The organism is Microbacterium sp. AK031 (assembly GCF_024807145.1).
Lineage (GTDB): Bacteria > Actinomycetota > Actinomycetes > Actinomycetales > Microbacteriaceae > Microbacterium.
Window position 1 is genome coordinate 90,080 of record NZ_JANUCA010000008.1, and the last position, 19,558, is coordinate 109,637.

The window sequence follows — 19,558 nt, forward strand, 5'->3', positions numbered from 1 at the left end:
TGCTGCCGAGGATCGTGGCGTAGAGCGTGACGGCTATCCACAGAGGGGATGCCCGCCTGGATGGCCAGGAAGTACGGAACGGTCAGCAGCACGCTGAACACGAGGCCCGTGAGCATGACCCTGGCGATGCCGAAGCGCTCGGCGATCTTCGCGGCGATCGGCTGCCAGATGAACTGAAGCACGGCCATGCCCAGCAGGATGTTGAGCATCAGCTGACGGTCGAGGCCCAGCGATCCGGTGGTCCACGACAGCAGGAACGTGTTCGAGAAGTAGGCGTTCGAGATGCCCATGACGGATGCCAGGACGCCGAGTCCGATGAAGATCGGAGCCGTGCGGAGTGCGACGAGCACCGGCGCGCTCACGACCTCCTGCTTCTGCTTCGCCGCGACGAAGTCAGGTGACTCCTCCACCTTCAGACGGATGACGAGACCGACGGCCACGAGGATCGCGGAGACCAGGAACGGGATGCGCCACCCCCACGAGATGAACTGCTCATCGGGCAGCAGGCCCACGAGGAGGAACATCAGTGTGGCGAGGATGGATCCGGCAGGCGACCCCTGCTGCACCCATGCGCCGGCGAGACCCTTCTTCTCTGGCCGGGCGTTCTCGGTGGAGAGCAGCACGGCCCCACCCCACTCGCCGCCGACGGCGAAGCCCTGCAGGCCACGGAGCACGACGAGCAGGATCGGCGCCAGCATCCCGATCTGCGCGAACGTCGGCAGCAGGCCGATCAGGGTCGTCGCCACTCCCATCAAGACCAGGGTGATGACGAGAACGTTCTTGCGCCCGAGCTTGTCGCCGAAGTGCCCGAAGACGAGGCCTCCGACGGGACGCATGAGGAAGCCGACCCAGAAGGTCGTGAAAGACGCCAGCAGCGCGGCGCCCGGAGCGACGTCCGGGTAGAAGACGCGGCCGAACACGAGCGCGGCGGCGGTGCCGAAGATGTAGAAGTCGTACCACTCGATCGCAGTGCCGACGAAGGCGCCGACCATCGACCGTCGCTGGCGGGCCGGGGAGATCTCAGTGTGCGAAGTGGCCATAAGTGGCCCTCTCTGTCGGGGGAGAACTTTCCGCCGGATGCCGAACGGGATGATGACGACCTACGCCGGTGAGCGCCTTGAACCCATGGCCCGCGACCTCGTGCGCCGAGGGCGACCCGATTTCCGACGTGATGATCGCGACACCCGTCGAGACCTACGACCGCCTGCGCACCGGAGCCGACCTCGCGGTGACGACCAGCCCGCCGGCCTCGAGGCTGCGCGGCACCCGGGTGATGACGCTGCCGCTGTTCTGCCAGTTGCCGGCCACCCACCCACTCGTTGCAACGCATGTCCCCGATCTGTGTCCGGAAGGGACGTATCCCGCGTAGGCCTGACGGCCCGGCGTCAGGTGAGTTCCATGCAAGGCATTTGACACGTCGTGAAAACGTGTAAAAAAAACGGCCGAATTTTTACACGTTGGGTGAATGTGTGCGTATTCTTTACAGATGACCTGGTCCCCAGAGGTGCCGTACAACGATCTCCCGCTCTTACCCCCACATGCGGACTACGAGACGAAGTCCGTGCTGCGGTCGGCGATCCGCGCCCGGGCGGCGATCGCAGCGCTTGACCAGGCTGCCAAGCGGATGCAGAACCCAATGGTCCTCGTCAACTCGATCTCGCTTCTCGAAGCGCAGGCGAGCTCGGAGATAGAGAACATAGTCACGACCACAGATGAACTTTTCCGGTTCGTCCATGAGCCGTCCGATGCCGCAAGCCCGGACACGAAGGAGACGTTGCGATACCGGGCGGCGCTCTTCGCCGGTATGGATGCGATTCGTGCTCGACCGCTCTCGGTCACCACGGCAATCGAAGTGTGCACGAACATCCATCGCCGAGAGATGGGCGTCCGCCGCCTTCCCGGAACATACATCGGCAACCCCCGAACGCAACAGGCGATCTACACTCCGCCAATCGGCGAGCGGGTCATCCTCGACAAACTCTCCAACTGGGCGGAATTCCTTCACGCGGACTCTGAAACAGACCCGCTCATCACGATGGCCATCTCCCACTACCAGTTCGAGGCAATTCACCCGTTCGAAGACGGCAACGGAAGGACGGGCAGGATCCTCAATGTCCTTCAACTCGTCGAAGCGGGGCTCTTGAACGCGCCGATCCTTTACCTCTCTCGATTCATCATCCGGAACAAGGACGAGTACTACCGTCTCTTGCTAGCGGTTACGAGAGACATCGCCTGGGAAGAGTGGATCGAGTTCATACTGAGCGGACTCGAGGAGACCGCTCAACAGACATTGCGGAAGATCGATCGGATACAGGAGCTGCAGGAAACGGTACGACAGGATATCCGAGACGCCACGAAAGCCGGCAGCAACGCCGACTTGCTCGATGTCCTGTTCGAGAACCCCTACGCTCGCATCTCGAACGTCATTGAGAGATGCAACGTGTCGCGCCCGACCGCCACCGCGTGGTTGAACGGCCTCGTGGCGAGTGGCGCGCTCACAGATCTCAAAATCGGACGGGATCGTCTGTTCATCAATACCCGATTCCTGAACATCCTCGCTGCGGATGAAACGATTGGCGGAGAATCAAATCCGCCGACTCTGTTCTAACCAGGGACGGACGCGCAACGAGTTCAGATGTCGTCGCCGGCGAGTGATGCGTCGGACCGAGCCCCGTCGCGCCACCCGATCCCGCGCCCGGCGATCCGCCGCCCGGCCTCGTCCGCTGCGACCGGTTCGCCGACATCGGTCCCGCGCTGCAGCGACACCGCCGAGTGCACGATCGTGTCGGCGTAGACGTGCACGAGGTTGTATCCCTGCGCAGCATCCTGTCCCCGCGTCGCACCGATCGGCTGCGCCAGATCCTGCCCGTAGGCGCTCGACGATGCCACCGCCACCGGGATGCCCGCGAACGTGCCGAACGACGGATGATGCACGTGCCCCGAAAGAATGCCCCCCACGTCCGACCCTGCCAGCACCGCAGCGAGCCGCGGCTGATCGCGCAGCTCCACCGTCACGGCCAAATCGAGAACCGTGGGCAGCGGCGGATGGTGGATGAGCAGCAGCGTCCCAGCCGGCGCAGCCACCGACAACTCCGAGGCAAGCCATGAGAGCTGCGCCTCATCCAGCTCGCCCCAGTGCGCACCCGGCACGGTCGAGTCCAGCACGATCACGCGCATGTCGCCGAACCACCGCACCGACGTGATCGGGTCGTCCCCCGACCCATCCAGCAGCTCCGCCCGCATCGCCGCACGGTCGTCGTGGTTCCCCGCCGCCCACACGATCTCGCACTCGAGCGCCACGGCCGCCGGCTCCACAAGTGCCCTCAAGCGTCGGTACGCCGACACATCCCCCCGGTCGGTCAGGTCCCCGGTCATCAGCAGTGCGTCCGGCTTCAACCCCGAAGCCACCAGCCGGTCCAGCATGAGCGACAGGTTCGAATCGGCATCCGTCCCGCTGCCGTACAGGGGCGAACGCTCGCCGGGCAGATGCGTGTCGGAGATGTGCACGAAGGTGTGCGACGGACGGGGGTGTTCGGTGAGGATCATGTCTCTTCCGGGTCGACGAACAAGGTCAAGAAGTCAGCGGACGGCCGCGGCCGTGGTCCCGGGAACGAGCTCCCCGGCGAAGGCCTGCCGGATCGTGTCGGGCCTCAGCTCAGGCCCCGTCTCCGACGCCGGCGCCGAGGTCAGCAGCGTCTGCATGGTCTCCACGGCAGCCGCGGCGACCTGCGCCACAGGAATGCGGACGGTCGTCAGCCCCAGCAGGTCGGCCCCAGGCAGGATGCCGTCGCAGCCGGTGATGCTCACATCCCCCGGCACATCCAGACCTGCATCGCGCGCGGCCCGCATCACTGCGAGCTGACGGTAGTCCGAAGCGCACATCACCGCTGTCGCGCCGTCGCGCACAGTGCCCAGCGCCTCGGCGACGCCGTCATCCGGGCGGGGGCCATCAGCGATCATCGTCACCGACGCCCCCTCCGCGATGAGGGTCTCGCGCATCGCCATCGCGCGCAGATGCTCGGGATACGACACCTCCGGCGCGGCCGTCAACACCACGACGTTGCGGTGGCCGAGGGCCAGCACATGCTCCGCCAGCATCCGCCCATGGGTCGGGTCGTCGTAGTGCGCGGAGTGGATCCGGCCGGCCTCCTCGACGCGTCCGGCACGAACGATCGGCACCTGATCGGCGAACGGCTCGAGCTGCGCCGCGGTGATGCCACCCGTCGCCACGATGAGCCCGGCCACCCGCATCCCGAGAAGGCGATGCAGCGCGTTCACCTGCTTGGCGCCCTGCTCGTCCGCGCCGATCGTCACGGTCACGAGGTCGAGTCCTCGCCGATGCGCCTCATCCTGCAGACGCGAGAACAGCAGACCGTAGGCCGGGTTGCTCGCATCGCGCAGCATCAAGCCCACTGTGCCGGTGCGCCCGGCGGCGAGTTCAGCGGCCATCGTGTTGCGCACGTATCCGAGCCGTTCGGCGGCCTCGAGGATGCGGTCACGGGTCTCCGAAGCGAACCGTCCCTCGCCCTTCAGCGCGCGCGTCGCGGTCGCCCGCGACACTCCCGCCGCCGATGCGACATCGCTGATCGTCACGCGCAGGGCCGGAGTACCGGCATCCTCAGCAGTCATGCGGCCCGCCCTCGACGTCTCCGCGGCGACGTCGCCTTCGAAGAGCCTGCGCGCGATCCTCGTCCATACACGAGGTACATCGTGGCACCCATGATGATCATCAGCAGCACCGTGTACACGAATGTGATCGGCATCGCGTCGAGATTGTTCTCGCCACGCGTGCTCTCCTGGATCGCCACACCCAGCGGCTGATACAGCGGGTGGTAGAGGAAGATCGCTGCGTCGTAGTCGTCGAGCAGGCTGTTGAAATTCAGCGCCGTGATCGCCGCAGCGGTGGGCAGCACGAGCGGGAGCAGCACTCGACGGAACGCGGTCAGCGACCCGGCACCGAGGATGCGGGAGGCGTCTTCCAGCGAATCCGGAACCGACGCGAACGCCGCCTTCAGCAGCCGCAGCGTGAACGGGATCTTCACGCAGATGTATGCGATCAGCAGCAGGATCGGAGTGCCGGTCAGCACGATGTTGCCGACGATCGCCTGCGGCTTGTCGAACGTCATCACCAGGGCGAGCGCGATGAGTACGATCGGCAGGATCCACGGAATGTGCAGCACGTACTCGATCGCCGTCGTGAGCACGTTCCGATGCTTCTGCAGCACCCGCGCGACGAACAGCAGCCCGACGACGACGATCACCGAGGCGAGCGCGCTGTACACGACGCTGACGATGAAGGGCCGAAGCGCCTGCGCACTGCTGAACACGGTGATGTAGTTGTCGAGCGTGAAACTGTCGAGCGTGATGGCGCCGGCGAGGATGCTGCGCGCATCGACGAACGAGAAGATCGCGATCAGCACCACCGGTATCAGGTAGATCACCCACAGCACGTACGCGATGACGTGCACGACGACGTTCGCGAACGGATTGCGGATCTGCTGCTTCTGGATCGGCGTCGCCACCTTCGCGACCGAGAAGTACACACCCGACTTCTCGGCGCGGTTCATGATCGCCAGCAGGATGACGGTCGCGAGTCCCAGCACGATGGCGAGGAGTGCGGCGATGTCGCGCGTCACGGGGCTGCGTGAGAGGTCGATGATGAGCGGAGCGACGGTCTGGAAGTCCGGGCCGCCGAGCACGAGCGGTGCGGTCAGCGCACCGAGGCCGATGAGGAACGTCAGCACCGTGACGGCGAACAGCATGGGCTTCATCACCGGCAGCACGATGCGGCGGAGGATGGTCCACGACGAGGCGCCCATGAGCTTGGCGGCCTCGATCGAGGCGTAGTCGACCTTGCCGAGCGATGACGACAGGAACAGCATGTGGTTGGTCGTCGTCGCGAAGGTCATCACGAACGCGACCGCGAAGAAGCCGGAGAACCAGTCGCGGTTCATCTCCGGCCACCAGTTGACCATCAGGTTCGTGACGAACCCGAACCGCCCGTAGATGAAGTTGTAGCCGGCGGCGAGCACGATGCCGCCGTAGATGAGCGTCGTCGCGTACCCCAGCCACAGCAGCTTCGCCCCGCGGATCTTGAAGTATTGCGTGACGAGCACGATGAACACACCGACGACGTTGACGGTGACGGACAGCGTGATCGCGAGGAGGAAGCTGTTGCCGAGCGTCTTCAGCGCGCGCTCGCTGCCGAGCAGCTTCTCGACGGCCCGGATGCTGAACTGTCCATCCGGGAAGAACGTCGTCCCCAGCAGAGCAGCGTTCGGCAGCACGAGGAACGCGGCGGCGAACCAGATGACGGCGATGACGGTCACCCAGGCGAGCGGCGAGCGGAGCATCGCACGGATGCTGCCGGGTTTGTCGTTGCCGCCCCTCCCGCCGCTCTTCCCGTTCTTGCCCGTCTTGCCGCCGCGGAGAGCGGATGCTACGCCCGTCAGGGCCCCGGCCTCACCGGGAAGCCCCGCCGATGGCGGAGGGACGGGACTCTTCGGATCTGTCACGTCACACCGCCGGGTACTGCAGGATCCAGCGGGGGTCGACGTCGACGCGAACGGCATCCCCGGCATCCCACTGGTGCGCGCTCGCGCCGGCAGGAACGCTCACCCGGAGCGTGGTGTCTTCGACGGCCACCGTGTAGACGCTGTGGCTGCCGTGATAGGTGCGGCCGACGACGGATCCGTCGAGGGATGCCGGCGAGTTCGCCGCCGCATCCGGCGCGGCCAGGTGCAGCTTCTCTGGGCGGACGTAGCTCTCTGCCGTGGCATCCAGAGCGGGGGCACCGGGCCCACTGCCCAGGCTGATGAGCACGGCGGGGGTGAGGCGGTTGTTCTCGCCGATGAAGCGGCAGACGAACGGCGTACCGCTGCGGTCGTAGATCTCCTCTGGGGTGCCGACCTGCTGGAGGTGTCCGGCATCCAGCACCGCGATCCGGTCGCTGAGCGTCAGCGCCTCTTCCTGATCGTGCGTGACGTAGACCGTCGTCACGCCGACCTCGTGCTGCAGTTCTTTCAGCTGCTCGCGCAGCTGCACGCGGAGTTTCGCGTCGAGGTTCGACAGCGGCTCGTCGAGCAGCAGGATGCGCGGGGTGAGCACGAGCGCGCGGGCGATGGCCACGCGCTGCTGCTGCCCGCCCGAGAGCTCCGACACGTTCTTGTCGAGCTGGCTCAGCGCCAGTCCGGTGCGATCGGCGATCTCGTTGACGCGGCGGGTCTGCTCGGCCTTCGACACCTTCTTCGCATCCGTCTGCCCGCGTTTGTTCACCGTGAGCCCGAACGCGATGTTCTCGCGCACATTCATGCTCGGGAAGAGGGCGTAGTTCTGGAACACCATGCCCACCTCGCGCTTCTCGCTGGGCACCCGCGTGACGTCGCGGCCGGCGATGAGTATGCGCCCGCCGGTCGGCTGGACGAATCCGGCGAGGGAGCGCAGGGCGGTGGTCTTCCCGCATCCGGACGGACCCAGGAGGGTGAAGAACTCACCCTCCTGGATCTCCAGATCGAGGTGCGAGACCGCGCGGTGTTCGCCGAACGCGACATCGACATCTTCGAATCGGATCATGGTGTCTTTCCGAGTGCCTTCCGGGTGCTTCCGAGTGTCCTTCTGGATCAGCCGATGTACTCGAGCGTGACCTTCTCGACCCACGGGCCGAGGTTCTCGCTCAGGAAGCCGAAGTCGATCTCCTGGCGGGGCAGCGACTCCATCAGCTCGATGACCTCGGGGTTGGCGTCGGCGACGGCACCCTCGTTCACGGGCATGGAGTTGAACTCCGCCGCGAACGCGCCCTGCACCTCGGCGCTGCCGAACCAGTCGATGAACTCCTGCGCCACCTCTTCGTTGCCGGAGCCGTTGATCGGTGCGATCTGCTCGGTCACGTAGGGAACGCCCTCTTCCGGGACGATGATGCCCGTCGAGGTGCCGTACTCGGCGTCGCGGGCGGCGATGCCGCTCGAGGGCAGGACGGCGTAGTCGATCTCGTCGCGAGTGATACGCGCGTAGGGATCGGTGCCCTCCACGGCCGGTGAGCCGTTCGCGTAGTAGGACTCCACGAGGCTCCAGCCGTCTTCGCTGACGCCCAGGTCACCGGACTCGTCGAGGTTCTCGGTCAAGATGCCGGCGAGCACGAGCTGAGGAGTGGCCTGGCCGAGCGCGGGGTTGACCTCGTAGCGGCCCGCGTAGGCCGCGTCCGTGTAGAGGTCTTCGAGGGTCTCGGGCGCGTTGTCGGTGGTGTTCTCGTCGTAGACCGTGACGATCGCCTGCTCGACCAGTGGCCAGTAGACGCCGTCGGCCGGGTCTCCTGCTTCCTCCGGAACCTCGCCGCTCCAGCTGGGCTCGTAGGCGGTGATCGCCTCTTCGGCCTTGAGCTGTTCGAAGAACATGTTGTTGAGGCCGAAGACGACATCGCCGACCGGGTTGTTCTTCTCCGCGATGATGCGGTTGGTGAGGTCGGCGCCGCCGAGGCCGACGATCTCGATCTCGATGCCCGCTTCCGCAGCCTGCTCGGTGATCCACTCGCCGCGGCCGTCGCTGTTGGAGTTCGTGTAGACGATGAGCGTCTCGGCTGAACCCTCGGCAGTGTCAGTGCCGGCATCGGGCGCCTCGGCGCCAGCGGCGCATCCGGTGAGTGCGATTGCCGTAGCCGCCGTGATCCCGATGAGGGACAAGCGCTTCCTCCGCGTGTCGACCATGTTCTTCCTTTCTCGTCCTTGAGGTGGTGTCGCGTCTGACACTACCTCTGAATTGTATTGAATGTACAAAGATTTGTTCGCTTCTTAGCCGCGGTCGCGCGGCCGCACTCAATCTAGGGCGGGCAGATGAACCGTCGACCACGCCGGTGTGAACTTTGGGAGTTGGTGGGAACGGCTGAGGCGTGCCACCTTGCCTGGAGGCGCTCGGCTCGTTTGGGGGTGACGGACGTCCGGCCCCGAAACTCATTTCCCCGAACCGCGTAATGAACTTGACCTTTCACCATCTCATCAAGTGCAGAGGGTTTCCCTCCGCCTGATCGTCCCCGGGGCCCGAACCCCGGGTTGACGGATGGGCGCCGTGACTGCGGTGCGGACGCAGGGACGCGTGTGTGGATGCGCGTCCCTTTTTGCAAGCCCCTGGGGAGAAATAGTCGATGTCACAGTACGTCGCGCCGCGTTCACGCGCGCGCTTTTTCACGCACTGGCTGGCCGGAATACTGGTCGCCCTGCTCGCCGTCGGAGGTCTCAGCACTCCCGCGTTCGCCGCGGGAGGCCAGGTCACGGTGTTTCCGGTCGAGTCGGGTAGCAGCCATAACGGCACGCCCGTGCTGACCGAGGGAGGAACCTACAAGTTCCAGCTCGGCTACGGCAGCATGGACGACGGCGCCGCCGTCGCCATCACGCTGCCGGAGGGGATCACCATCCCCGACGCGGCGCTCGTCGTCTCGGCCGGTAACACCGCCGTCGATTCGCTCGCGGTCAACGAGGCCGGTCAGCTCATCGTCACCTTCAAGGATCCGTTCCCCACCGATGTGAACCAGGGCGTTCTCGACCTGAGCTTCACCGTCGACAAGGTCGAGAACTCCGAAGTGCGCGACCTGGTCTGGAACGTCGACGGCGAAGCCACAACTCAGCGCGTCATCGTGACCGAACCGGGTAGCACCCCGCAGACGACCAGCACCTGGTCGAACAAGACGGTCGGCTGGGTCACCATCCCCCATGAGGTCGTCGACGGCAAGGTCGTCATCGACCCCAGCGTTCTCGACATCGAACTCGACTACACCGTCACCGTGTCGAGCAAGGACGCCCGCGACGTCACCCTCACCGACACTCTCGGCGCGAACCTCGCCTTCGTCGACGGGTCGTTCGCCGGCGTGAAGACGGTGCGGGATGCCGACGATCTCAACCCCGTACGCACCACCCTCGACAGTCTCCCGTCGATCTCGGGCACGAGCTTCACCCACACCTTCGCCGCCGAGGCGAACTCTGTCTACGCCTTCACGTACAAGGCCACCATCGCGGATGCCGCAGCCCTCGACGCCGTACGCGTCCAGCTGCAGAAGTCCTACGACGACGTCGACAAGATCAATGGTGGCGGATACTCCGCTTCTCTGACAAACGAGATCGACATCAGCGGTCGGAAGCACTCCACCACCACCGAGATCCGCGGAAACGTCCAGGGTCAGGAGCGCCCAGGCACCGGCACCGCATTCGGCAAGAGCGTCGACCCGTCCGCCATCGCGCTCGACGAGCAGCTCGCCGCAGGCAGCACGCTAGCTGAGGGCATCGACGTGACCTACACGCTCTCCGCTGACCTGACCGTCTTCGCCGACTTCTCGGATGGCCCGTTCGCCCTGTCGCGCAACGTCGTCGTCCGCGACGCGCTCCCGGTCGAAGCATCCTGGAACACCGACGCCGGCTTCCTCGTCGTCACCGACCAGAACGGCGACGAGGTCATCCTCACTGCCGCCGAAGGCATCACCGGTGACATCGAAACCGCGATCGCAGCGGACGAGTTCGTGCACACGTACGTCGTCGACGGGCAGAACCTGTACGTCAACCTCGGCCGCGACCTCACCGAGAACTACACGCTGACGGCCAAGGCGACCATCGATTCGCTGCCGGAGTGGGCGAGCGGTGACTCGCAGTACGAGACGCAGTACCGCGTCACCAACAACGCCTACTTCGTCTATGCCGACGGTCGCTACGAGTCCAAGGGCGCGGCCACGACGATCACCGTCCCCAAGGACACCACCGGCGGCGTCGATGACCCCCAGCGATTCGACAAGTCCACCGCCGGCGGCACGATCACAGTGACAGCCGGTACGTCCACGACCATCCCGTACACGTTCACGATCGGCTGGGATGTGGGAGACGCCGCATCCTCACGCATCATCGATGTCGTCGACCACGCCGTATTCGACGTGACCGAGCAGACGCTGCCGGAGATCCAAGCATCCATCACCGGGATGTACGAATGGAACCACCCGCTCGACGGCGACACCTTCGACGTGTCGCTCGACGACGACGGCAACCTGGTGATCGCGCCCAACGGTGCTTTCCCGAAGGATGCCGCATGGGGCGCCGCGGCGGCAGAACCGCTCACCGGCACCTGGACGATCACGCTCGAGCTGCCGACGCACGTACTGCAGGGCAAGCAGACGCTCGAGATCACAAACAACGCACGATACGAAGGCGAGGGTCAGGAAGTCGTCTACACCTCGGTTTCCAGCACGAAGGCCACCAGCTTCGGCAACGAGATGGAGGTGCGCAAGCGCGTCTACGACGCCGCGAACGACGCCTTCACCGGCAACCTTCGGGTCGAGACGGATGCAGAGGGCAATCTCGCTCAGAGCGAGTTCGTCTACCGCGTCGAGCTGATGCCGCACGGCACGTTCACCAACATGGTCGAGGACGTCGTCGACTTCCTGCCAGAGGGCGTGGAGTTCGTCGGATTCGTCGCACCGGGTGACATCGCGTCGGGGCAGACCACGGGCGGCACCAGCTACACCGTGCCTGGTTCGGCCATCACGGCCGTCTACGACGCGGATGCTGAGACGGTCACCGTCGAGAAGGGGCGACTGACCAGTGGCGAGACGCTCGCGGTGTACTTCAAGGTGCGCCTCGTCGATTTCGAGGCGAACGTCGGCGTGACCAACATCATCGGCGCCGTCGGGGCCACGATCACCCCGACGAACGACTATCCGCTGAATCTGCTCAAGCGCGACAGCACCGATGCGGCGAAGCTGATCACCGACTCCGACGCACGGTTCTCCGTGCTCGCGGACGACGAGCAGACCGTCGTGCTGAGTGATCTCCGTGTCGTCGACGGCAAGATCGTCACGGCCGAGGGGACGACCCCGGTGGTCGCCGAGACGGGCGACTACTGGCTTCGCGAAGACGTCGCACCCGCCGGCTACGAGAAGACCGACGAGCTGACCCGCATCACGGTCGCGGCGAGCGGAACGTCCGACGATGTCGTGCTCTTCAACACCCCGGGTGAGACCGTCGAGCCTGACAGGACATACGCCATCGGCGACGTCGTCTGGATCGACGCGAACAAGGACGGCCGACAGGACGACGCCGAGCAGGTGCTGCCCGGCGTCACCGTCGAGCTGATCAAGGGCGGCGAGGTCATCGCGACCACGACGACCGACGACCGCGGCCGCTACATGTTCGACGAGCTGCCAGCGGGTGAGTATGAGGTGAAGTTCACGCTGACGGAAGAGCAGCAGAAGATCTACACCTTCACGCAGCAGGATGCCGGAGCCGACGACGCGGTGGATTCCGACGCCGACCCGTCGACGGGAATCACCCAGACGATCGTGCTGGGCGAGGACAACATCCACCTCACGCACGACTACGAGTGGTTCGACGTGCGCGCGAGCGAGGGCATCGACCCGACCTGGGATGCCGGTGTGATCGTGCGGGAGCCGGTCGATCCGGTGGATCCGGTGGATCCGGTTGAGCCAGTGGAGCCCGTGGATCCGGTTGACCCGGTGGACGCGACTCACCCGGGCACCCCCGGCGTGAATGAGCTGCCGCAGACCGGTGGCGCACTTCCGTTCGGCATCGCTGGTATTGCTCTCCTGCTGATGCTGTCCGGCACCGCGATGTTCGCCTGGCGGCGCCGCGCCGTCTAACGCAACAAGGGGCGCGGATCGGATGCTGTCCGGTCCGCGCCCCTTCGCGCAATCCGCTCGGAAATGCAGAGTGCATTCATTCAACGCAGTGAACTGAGCAAAACAGCAAAGTCGGCTCGATCACCATCGACCCCGACCTGCTCGAGGCCGCCGACATCCTCGCGCACGAGCAGGTGCACGTGGTCGACGTCGACAACGGCGCCCGCTTCGAGACCTACACGATCGCGGGAGAGCGCGGATCCGGCGTCATCCAGGTCAACGGTGCCGCCGCCCGCCTCGTGCACTCCGGCGACACGATCATCGTCATCTCGTACGCCGATTACTCACGCGAAGACCTCGAGACGTACGAACCCGTCGTCGTGCACGTCGACCGCGCGAACCGGATCATCCAGGTCGATGACGTCGTGGATCGCCTTCTCGCCGGAGTCGATGCATGAGCGCACACGCGACAGTGCGCAAGCGGGTCACCTTGGCGAGTCTCGCCGAGAAGAAGGATGCCGCAGATCCCATCGTCATGGTCACCGCCTACGACCATCCCGGCGCGCAGATCGTTGAGGCCGCCGGCGTCGACATCGTGCTCGTCGGCGACTCGGCCGCGATGACGGTGCTCGGCTACGCCAGCACTGTGCCGGTCACTGTCGACGAGATGCTCATGCTCACTCGCGCGGTACGGCGGGGTCTGACGGTTCCGCTGCTCGTCGGCGATCTGCCGTTCGGATCCTACGAAGCATCGGATGCGCTGGCGATCGCCACGGCGCAGCGCTTCATCAAGGAGGCCGGCTGCGACCTCGTGAAGATCGAGCGCGGCGGCACCTCGGTCGACCGTGCGCGCGCTCTCGTCGCGGCGGGCATCCCGGTCGTCGGCCACGTCGGCCTCACCCCGCAGACCGCCGCCGCCCTCGGCGGCTATCGAGCCCAGGGCCGCACTGCCGACGTCGCGGGAGCGGTGATCGATGACGCGCTGGCCCTGCAGGATGCCGGATGCTCGCTGCTCGTCATCGAAGCCGTGCCGTCGGAGGTGACTGCCGCACTCAAGCCGCTCATGCGGGTTCCCGTGATCGGGATCGGCGCCGGAGCGGATGCCGACGGCCAGGTGCTCGTCTTCCACGACCTGCTCGGGCTCTACGACGGCGGTGCTGCGAAGTTCGTGAAGCGCTACGCGGATCTGCGGACGGATGCCGTCGCCGGGGTCGCGGCGTACGCGGAAGAGGTGCGGTCGGGGGTATATCCGGCGGCCGAGCACGGGTATTCGATGGCGGCGTCAGAGGCGGCGGAGTTGCGGGAGATGCTCGCCGTTCGGGTGTGAACGCGGTTCTCCTGTTCGCAGCGACCGCTGAGCCGGTCGTGCGCACAGCCCGATCGATAGGCTGTCCGCATGCGCAGCCGTGCCGAGACCGATGACCGACTCGCGCGGGATGCGCACCGACCACGGGTGATCCACACCGGACAGGCGCTCGTCGACCTGGTCATCGAAGTGGCAGACCTTCCCGCACGCGGGCAGAACCTCATGGCTGATTCGGTCGCGGAGTACGCCGGTGGCTCCGTCACCGTGCTGCTCGCGGCAGCTCGCCTGGGCGCCGAGTGCCTGCACGCCGGAGCAATCGGCACTGGTCCGTACGGTGATCTGATCCGTGAAGCGCTGGATGCCGACGGCATCGCAGCATCCGCTCCCCCGCTGACCACTCAGGACACCGGCGTGTGCGTCGTGCTGATCGAACCCTCCGCGGAGCGCACCTTCGTCACGACGCTGGGGGCGGAGCGCGAGATCACAGTCGAGTCGCTCGCGACCGCCGACGTGCAACCTGGCGACCTCGTCTGCGTCACTGGATACTCGCTCGCCGTCGCGCAGACCCGCGATCCGATGCTGGCCTGGTTGAAGACGCTTCCTGAGGATGCTGTCGTCGTACTCGACCCCGGCGCGGCTTTCGCCGCGCTGCCCGCTGAGGTGCGCGACACCATGCTCGCCCGCACCGACGTGTGGACCGGCAATGCAGAGGAGGCGACCGATCTGTTGGCCGTGCGATCTGTCGCGGTGTCGGCATCCGAACGCGAGATCGTGGCTCAAGCCCGGGAGTTGACGCCGCTGATGCGAGTAGGGGCGGTCACCGTCGTTCGCGACGGCGCCGAAGGCTGCGCGGTGCATGCGCACGGGGAGAACACCTACGTGCCGGGCTTTCCGCAGACTCCCGTCGACACGAACGGTGCAGGGGACACGCACACCGGCGCGCTGCTGGCAGGCATCGCCGACGGCTCGACGTGGGTCGATGCCTGCCGTCGCGCCAACGCCGCCGCCGCGATCAAAGTCACCCGTCGCGGGCCGACGACGGCCCCGACTGCGGTCGAGGTCGAGGAGTTCCTCCGCGGAACTTGAGACCTCGTGCGGTGGCCCGCCCGAAGCGGCGGACTTGTCCACAGATCCCGATCCCGCCCTATTGCGGTGTCATCATGGGTTCCTGACCATTTCGATGCTCGATCGAGCGCTCTACTCCTATGCGGATGTGGACCGTCTGGTAGGGCTGCACGCGGGGACTTCTCGGCGTTGGCTCGAAGGGTACTCGCGCGCCGGCAAGTTCTACGATCCTGTTCTCCGGGAACAGCCAATCGGCGACGACGTCGTGACCTGGGGAGAGATGGTCGAGGCGCGGCCGTTGGCGGAATTCCGCAAGCAGGACGTCTCCGTTCAGAGACTGCGACCGGCAGTCGAACAGCTTCGGGGTGAGTTCGGGCGCTATCCGCTGGCGCTCGCGCGGCCGAGGCTCAGGCAGAGTTGTTCTTGAAGCACGAAGCGCGGCTGAGTCGAGAGATCATCAAGCGCGGTGCTGAACCGTGGGCTCTTGCAATGAACATGCACGGCTTCAGGCCGTTGCATCTTCCCTCAAGATGAACCAACCCCGCGAGCATCCTCACTCCGCCCGGCGCACCCGAAACACCAACGCGAGCACCGAGAGCGCGATGACCACGACGCCGTAGCCGACGCACACCGCGCCGAGCCCGACGACGCCGACGAGCATGCCGGCGACGACGGCGGGCACGCCGAACGCGAGATACGCGAGCACGTAGATCACGGCGAACGTGTCGGCGCGGTCAGTCGAGGGAATGCGCGGCGCAAGCGATGCGATCACACCGGAGAATGCGGTGCCGAAGCCCATTCCGGTGACCCCGGCGGCGACGAGATACGCGGGGAGTGACTCCAGCGCGAGCACTCCGAGCGAGAGGGCCGTGCCGACGGCCAGTGCCGCGGTGCCGAAGATCGTGATCGTCCGGGGTGAGCGCCGCCGGAGCACGAACGCCGTGAGCGCCCCGACGCCCGCAAGGAGAGCCACCCCGAGCCCCTGCCAGATGTGGGCGATGCCGCCGAGCTCGCCCCGGACGATGTTCGCCCCCAGGGAGAGGAACAGGCCACCGGTCGCCCAGCCCGCGATGACGGCGGGCGCTGCGCGCCAGAAGTCCGCGCGGATGCTCGTCGGAACCGATAGGCGGAACTGCAGCGACGCCCACACGCCCGGCTTCTTCGGGGCCGTCTCGGGTGCGAAGAAAAAGAGCACCGCGAGGATGACGTACGTCGCGGTGAGAGGCGCGAACACGTCGAGCAGCGGTTCGCCCATGATGTCGAGCGCGACTCCGGACAGGACGGCGCCTGTCGCCAGGCCGATGCCTGGAGACAGGGCATTCCACAACGCCGCCGTCCCCGAACGGGCAGGGGGCGCGAGATCGAGCACTGCGGCCGAGAGCGCCGAAAGCAGCAGACCGCTCGCTATGCCCTGGATGATCCGTGCGGTGACCAGCAGCGCCACGGAATCCGCGTGCGAGAAGAGCAGCATGCTGCCGGCCAGCAGAACGAACCCGACGATCACTACCGGTCGACGGCCGACATGGTCCGACAGTGATCCGGCCGTGAGCAGCGTGAGCAGCAACGCGACGGCGTAGACCGCGAACACTGCGGTGATCACGATCGGGGCGAAGCCGACCTGCTCGGCAAGAACCGGATAGAACGGCGACGGAGCGCTCGCGCCGGTCATCATCAGGATCTGCGCCACGACCGCCAACGCGAACCCGAAACGTGCGCGGGTCGTGCGTGTGTTCGGCGCGGCGGTAGAGCCGACCTGCCTGATGGTGATCGGTTCGGTCATCGTCATGCGTGCTCCCCGGGGTTCGAGAATCTATCGGTTCGAGAATCATCGAACTATCGGAGCGTACTCGCCATTCTTCAATTGTTCAACTATTCTCGAACCATGCCCGGTGATCTCCAGCATCCGGAGCGCTCCGACATCCAATTGACGGACGTGCTCTTCGCGCTCAGCGACCCTGAGCGCCTCGCGATCGCGCGCCAGCTCGCCGACGGCCCGCTCGACATGGCTGCCTGCCATGCCACCGACCCGAACCTGCCGAAGTCGACCAAGTCGCACTTCATGAAGGTGCTGCGCGAGGCCGGCATCATCCGCAACGAGCCGAACGGGCGCCGACGGATGCTGACGCTACGGCGCGACGACCTCGATGCGCTGTTCCCTGGGCTGCTGGATTCGGTTCTGCGGGGCTAGATGCACTGCAGCTAGAGCAGTGGCCAGTTCAGGGTGACCGAGGCCTTGGCTGCGAGTGCTCGTGCGTTGCGATGGGTGAGCAGTTGGGCGAATGTCGGATCCGGTGGGAAGGCATCCGTGAACAGACAGGGATACTGATCCGTGCGCCGAGCTCAACCGATCGAGTACGCGATGCCGAACCCCGCGTCAGCCACTCGACGCGCGAAGTCACGTGCCTTGATGAGGTTCTCGATAGCGTGTGGCTCGCGAGCGCCGAATCGGCATCCCACGTCGGTCAGGTCAGCACTGCAGACGACGACGTCGAGATCATCGGGAAGCGATGCGCATTACCGGAGAACTCAACGGCGGCTACCACGATCCGGCCGAGGTGCGCCGCAACGTCTGGATCGGCGCCAATGCCACGATCCTCGCGGGCGTGACGATCGGTGACGACGCCGTCGTCGCGGCCGCCTCGGTCGTCACCAAGAACGTTCCGGCGCGGTCTATCGTGGTGGGCTCACCTGCGCGTGTGGTGCGCTCCGTTCCGGAGTGAGCTCAGTGCCATCGCCAGAAGTTCGTCGGCTTTGCTCGTATGCATGTTCCAATGTGTGGCGAGCTTGTCCGACTGCTATCTCCACCTGCGATGGCGTAGTTCACAAGAGATATCGAATAAATGTTCGACAAACGGGCGACATTGCGGTACTGTTGAGGTATGTCAAAGCTGACGGGCCTGCACGAGGCGATCTCTCACCTCGATGAGGTGTGGGCGGATGCTGGTGACTCGAACGATCTTTCGAGAGATCAGCTGATCGCGGTCACGAATGCGATCGGCGTGCTGCAGCGTCGGCTGGATGCTGTGCATGTGGGTGTCGCGGCAGGGATCGCGAGCGAGTCGCGTACGGAATTGGGTGCGGACTCTTTGGCGAAGCAACAGGGATTCCGCACGCCGGCGAAATTGATCGCAGCCGCCACGGGCGTCTCGACGGGTGATGCCATCCGTCTGATCAAGGTGGGCGAGGCGACAGCCGAACGTACCGATCTGCTCGGTACTCGGTTGCCGGCGAAGTACCCGCTGGTGAGCGAGGCGCTGGCGTCAGGAGACCTCAGTGCGCAGGCAGCCGCATTGATCATCGCAGTGCTGGAGCGGTGCCGCATCGCGGCAGGGCCTGGGCGCACGGCAGAAGGCGAGCGGCTGTTGGTCGACGCCGCTCCGGGGCTCGCGCTCGATGAGATCCGTCGGCTCGTGGTGCGTGTGGAGGCATGGCTCGACCCTGACGGGGTCGAGCCGCGAGAGGAAGAGCAGCGGGGCAAGCGGTCGCTGACGTTCTTCGAGCGCGACGGGCGATTGCACCTCAACGGTAACTTCGACGTCGAGACCGGTGCCCCGATCGTCGCCGCGCTTCGCGGATACGTGACCGCGGCATTCGCCGCCCGCAAGGCCAGCCCCGATCCGGACGCTCCGGATGCCGACCACCGCACCGTCCCGATGCTGCAGGCCGACGCGCTCGCCGTGTTCTGTGCACACGTGCTCGGGTGCAAGGGTGAGAAGCTTCCCCTCGCAGGGGCGACAGTCATTGTTCGGATGAACATCGATGATCTGGAATCCGAAACGGCGGCAGCCACGATCGACGGGATCGACCAGCCGATCAGCGCGGCAGCCGCCCGCCGAATGGCCGCCGATGGTGGGGTGATCCCCTGTGTCCTCGGAGGAGACAGCGAGATCCTCGATTGGGGTCGCAAGAAGCGCTTCTTCACCAAGGCGCAACGCCTCGCCCTCGTCGAACGCGATGCCGGGTGCGCCATGTGCCACCTCCCTCCCGAAATGGTCAAAGCGCACCACATGCGATGGTGGAAACGACATCGCGGACCCACTGACCTCTCGAACGGGATCCTTCTGTGCGAGAGCTGTCACCATCGCATCCACGACAACGGATGGGAGATCTTCATCGACGGCACCGGAGTGAACGCTCGCGTCTGGTTCATCCCGCCCACCCATGTCGATCCCGCCCGAACCCCCAGACTCGGCGGACGCGCACGCTTCGACATCGCGGCCTGAACCGTGGGGTGCGCCGATCGCTCAGCCCTGCGAACTGCGCGTCAAGATGCCAACGGCTCCTGAGCCGTGCGGCGGCTTGGTTCTCGCCGACGGACCTCACCCCAGACCGCGTCGAGGGACAGGCCGAGCACGTCGGCGATCGCTGCGATCGTCGGGAAAGCCGGCGTCGCGACGCGACCGGACTCGATCTTGCGCAGCGTTTCGGGTGACACGCCTGCGTCGAGCGCGACATCGAGCATCGTGCGCGCGCCCCTCGCCTGTCGCAGCACGGCACCGAGGCGTTCCCCACGCTCGACCTCCGCAGCCGTGTGCGGCATCCTGACCATCATGACCCCCATTCTAATACCGGTATAACAAGACCGG

At 65.9% G+C, this 19,558-nt stretch carries 15 protein-coding genes and 3 pseudogenes; 10 read left to right on the plus strand and 8 right to left on the minus strand.

The genetic code is table 11. From position 1 onward, the window contains the following. Positions 1 to 116 precede the first annotated feature (116 nt). A pseudogene (locus HDC95_RS14460) lies at positions 117 to 1,040 on the minus strand (MFS transporter); the annotation flags it as partial. Positions 1,041 to 1,108: 68 nt separating this feature from the next. Here HDC95_RS14460 and HDC95_RS14465 point away from each other — a divergent pair. Together HDC95_RS14465 and HDC95_RS14470 are read left to right on the plus strand one after the other, a co-directional pair. After that, the gene (locus HDC95_RS14465; protein ID WP_259064314.1) at positions 1,109 to 1,369 is read left to right on the plus strand and encodes a hypothetical protein; all 261 of its coding nucleotides are present in this window, start codon (positions 1,109 to 1,111) and stop codon (positions 1,367 to 1,369) included. A gap of 117 nt (positions 1,370 to 1,486) precedes the next feature. After that, a complete protein-coding gene (locus HDC95_RS14470; RefSeq protein ID WP_259064315.1) occupies positions 1,487 to 2,608 on the plus strand; it encodes a Fic family protein in 1,122 nt (373 codons plus the stop codon). Between the two features lie 23 nt (positions 2,609 to 2,631). Here the strand turns inward: HDC95_RS14470 and HDC95_RS14475 are convergent, their stop codons facing one another. From HDC95_RS14475 to HDC95_RS14495, 5 genes are read right to left on the minus strand one after another with little or no spacing between them, the layout of a single operon-like run. Next, positions 2,632 to 3,546 (minus strand): metallophosphoesterase, encoded by a 915-nt coding sequence (locus HDC95_RS14475; protein WP_259064316.1) that lies wholly within the window; start codon positions 3,544 to 3,546, stop codon positions 2,632 to 2,634. 33 nt (positions 3,547 to 3,579) lie between these two features. Further along, a complete protein-coding gene (locus tag HDC95_RS14480; RefSeq protein ID WP_259064317.1) occupies positions 3,580 to 4,629 on the minus strand; it encodes a LacI family DNA-binding transcriptional regulator in 1,050 nt (349 codons plus the stop codon). Next, positions 4,626 to 6,515, minus strand: a complete 1,890-nt coding sequence (locus HDC95_RS14485) for an iron ABC transporter permease (RefSeq protein ID WP_310503264.1) — start codon at positions 6,513 to 6,515, stop codon at positions 4,626 to 4,628. Before HDC95_RS14485 ends, HDC95_RS14480 begins: the two co-directional genes overlap by 4 nt. Position 6,516: 1 nt before the next feature. After that, positions 6,517 to 7,572 carry an ABC transporter ATP-binding protein gene (locus tag HDC95_RS14490; protein ID WP_259064318.1) on the minus strand — a complete coding sequence of 352 codons (1,056 nt, stop codon included), beginning with the start codon at positions 7,570 to 7,572 and terminating at the stop codon, positions 6,517 to 6,519. A gap of 47 nt (positions 7,573 to 7,619) precedes the next feature. Beyond that, the gene (locus tag HDC95_RS14495) at positions 7,620 to 8,699 is read right to left on the minus strand and encodes an extracellular solute-binding protein (protein WP_259064319.1); all 1,080 of its coding nucleotides are present in this window, start codon (positions 8,697 to 8,699) and stop codon (positions 7,620 to 7,622) included. A gap of 434 nt (positions 8,700 to 9,133) precedes the next feature. Here HDC95_RS14495 and HDC95_RS16835 point away from each other — a divergent pair, with 434 nt between their 5' ends. The 5 genes and pseudogenes from HDC95_RS16835 to HDC95_RS14520 all read left to right on the plus strand — a co-directional run bounded on the left by HDC95_RS16835 (position 9,134) and on the right by HDC95_RS14520 (position 15,399). Next, the gene (locus HDC95_RS16835; RefSeq protein ID WP_310503265.1) at positions 9,134 to 12,622 is read left to right on the plus strand and encodes an SdrD B-like domain-containing protein; all 3,489 of its coding nucleotides are present in this window, start codon (positions 9,134 to 9,136) and stop codon (positions 12,620 to 12,622) included. 110 nt (positions 12,623 to 12,732) lie between these two features. Then, positions 12,733 to 13,059, plus strand: a pseudogene (gene panD / locus HDC95_RS14505) (aspartate 1-decarboxylase); the annotation flags it as partial. Beyond that, positions 13,056 to 13,928 (plus strand): 3-methyl-2-oxobutanoate hydroxymethyltransferase, encoded by an 873-nt coding sequence (gene panB, locus HDC95_RS14510; RefSeq protein WP_259064320.1) that lies wholly within the window; start codon positions 13,056 to 13,058, stop codon positions 13,926 to 13,928. The pseudogene panD and the gene panB, both read left to right, overlap by 4 nt. Before the next feature lie 69 nt (positions 13,929 to 13,997). Further along, a complete protein-coding gene (locus tag HDC95_RS14515; protein WP_259064321.1) occupies positions 13,998 to 14,993 on the plus strand; it encodes a PfkB family carbohydrate kinase in 996 nt (331 codons plus the stop codon). Between the two features lie 94 nt (positions 14,994 to 15,087). Further along, a complete protein-coding gene (locus HDC95_RS14520) occupies positions 15,088 to 15,399 on the plus strand; it encodes a hypothetical protein (protein ID WP_259064322.1) in 312 nt (103 codons plus the stop codon). Positions 15,400 to 15,525: 126 nt separating this feature from the next. Here the strand turns inward: HDC95_RS14520 and HDC95_RS14525 are convergent, their stop codons facing one another. Beyond that, a complete protein-coding gene (locus tag HDC95_RS14525; RefSeq protein WP_259064324.1) occupies positions 15,526 to 16,758 on the minus strand; it encodes an MFS transporter in 1,233 nt (410 codons plus the stop codon). A gap of 96 nt (positions 16,759 to 16,854) precedes the next feature. Here HDC95_RS14525 and HDC95_RS14530 point away from each other — a divergent pair, with 96 nt between their 5' ends. The 3 genes and pseudogenes from HDC95_RS14530 to HDC95_RS14540 all read left to right on the plus strand — a co-directional run bounded on the left by HDC95_RS14530 (position 16,855) and on the right by HDC95_RS14540 (position 19,195). After that, positions 16,855 to 17,160 carry a helix-turn-helix transcriptional regulator gene (locus HDC95_RS14530; protein ID WP_259064325.1) on the plus strand — a complete coding sequence of 102 codons (306 nt, stop codon included), beginning with the start codon at positions 16,855 to 16,857 and terminating at the stop codon, positions 17,158 to 17,160. Positions 17,161 to 17,518: 358 nt separating this feature from the next. Continuing rightward, positions 17,519 to 17,692 (plus strand): annotated as a pseudogene (locus HDC95_RS14535) (DapH/DapD/GlmU-related protein); the annotation flags it as partial. Positions 17,693 to 17,851: 159 nt separating this feature from the next. Continuing rightward, entirely contained in the window at positions 17,852 to 19,195 is a 1,344-nt protein-coding gene (locus HDC95_RS14540; protein WP_259064326.1) for an HNH endonuclease signature motif containing protein, read from the plus strand. 41 nt (positions 19,196 to 19,236) lie between these two features. Here the strand turns inward: HDC95_RS14540 and HDC95_RS14545 are convergent, their stop codons facing one another. Next, entirely contained in the window at positions 19,237 to 19,521 is a 285-nt protein-coding gene (locus tag HDC95_RS14545) for a helix-turn-helix domain-containing protein (RefSeq protein WP_259064431.1), read from the minus strand. Positions 19,522 to 19,558 lie beyond the last annotated feature (37 nt).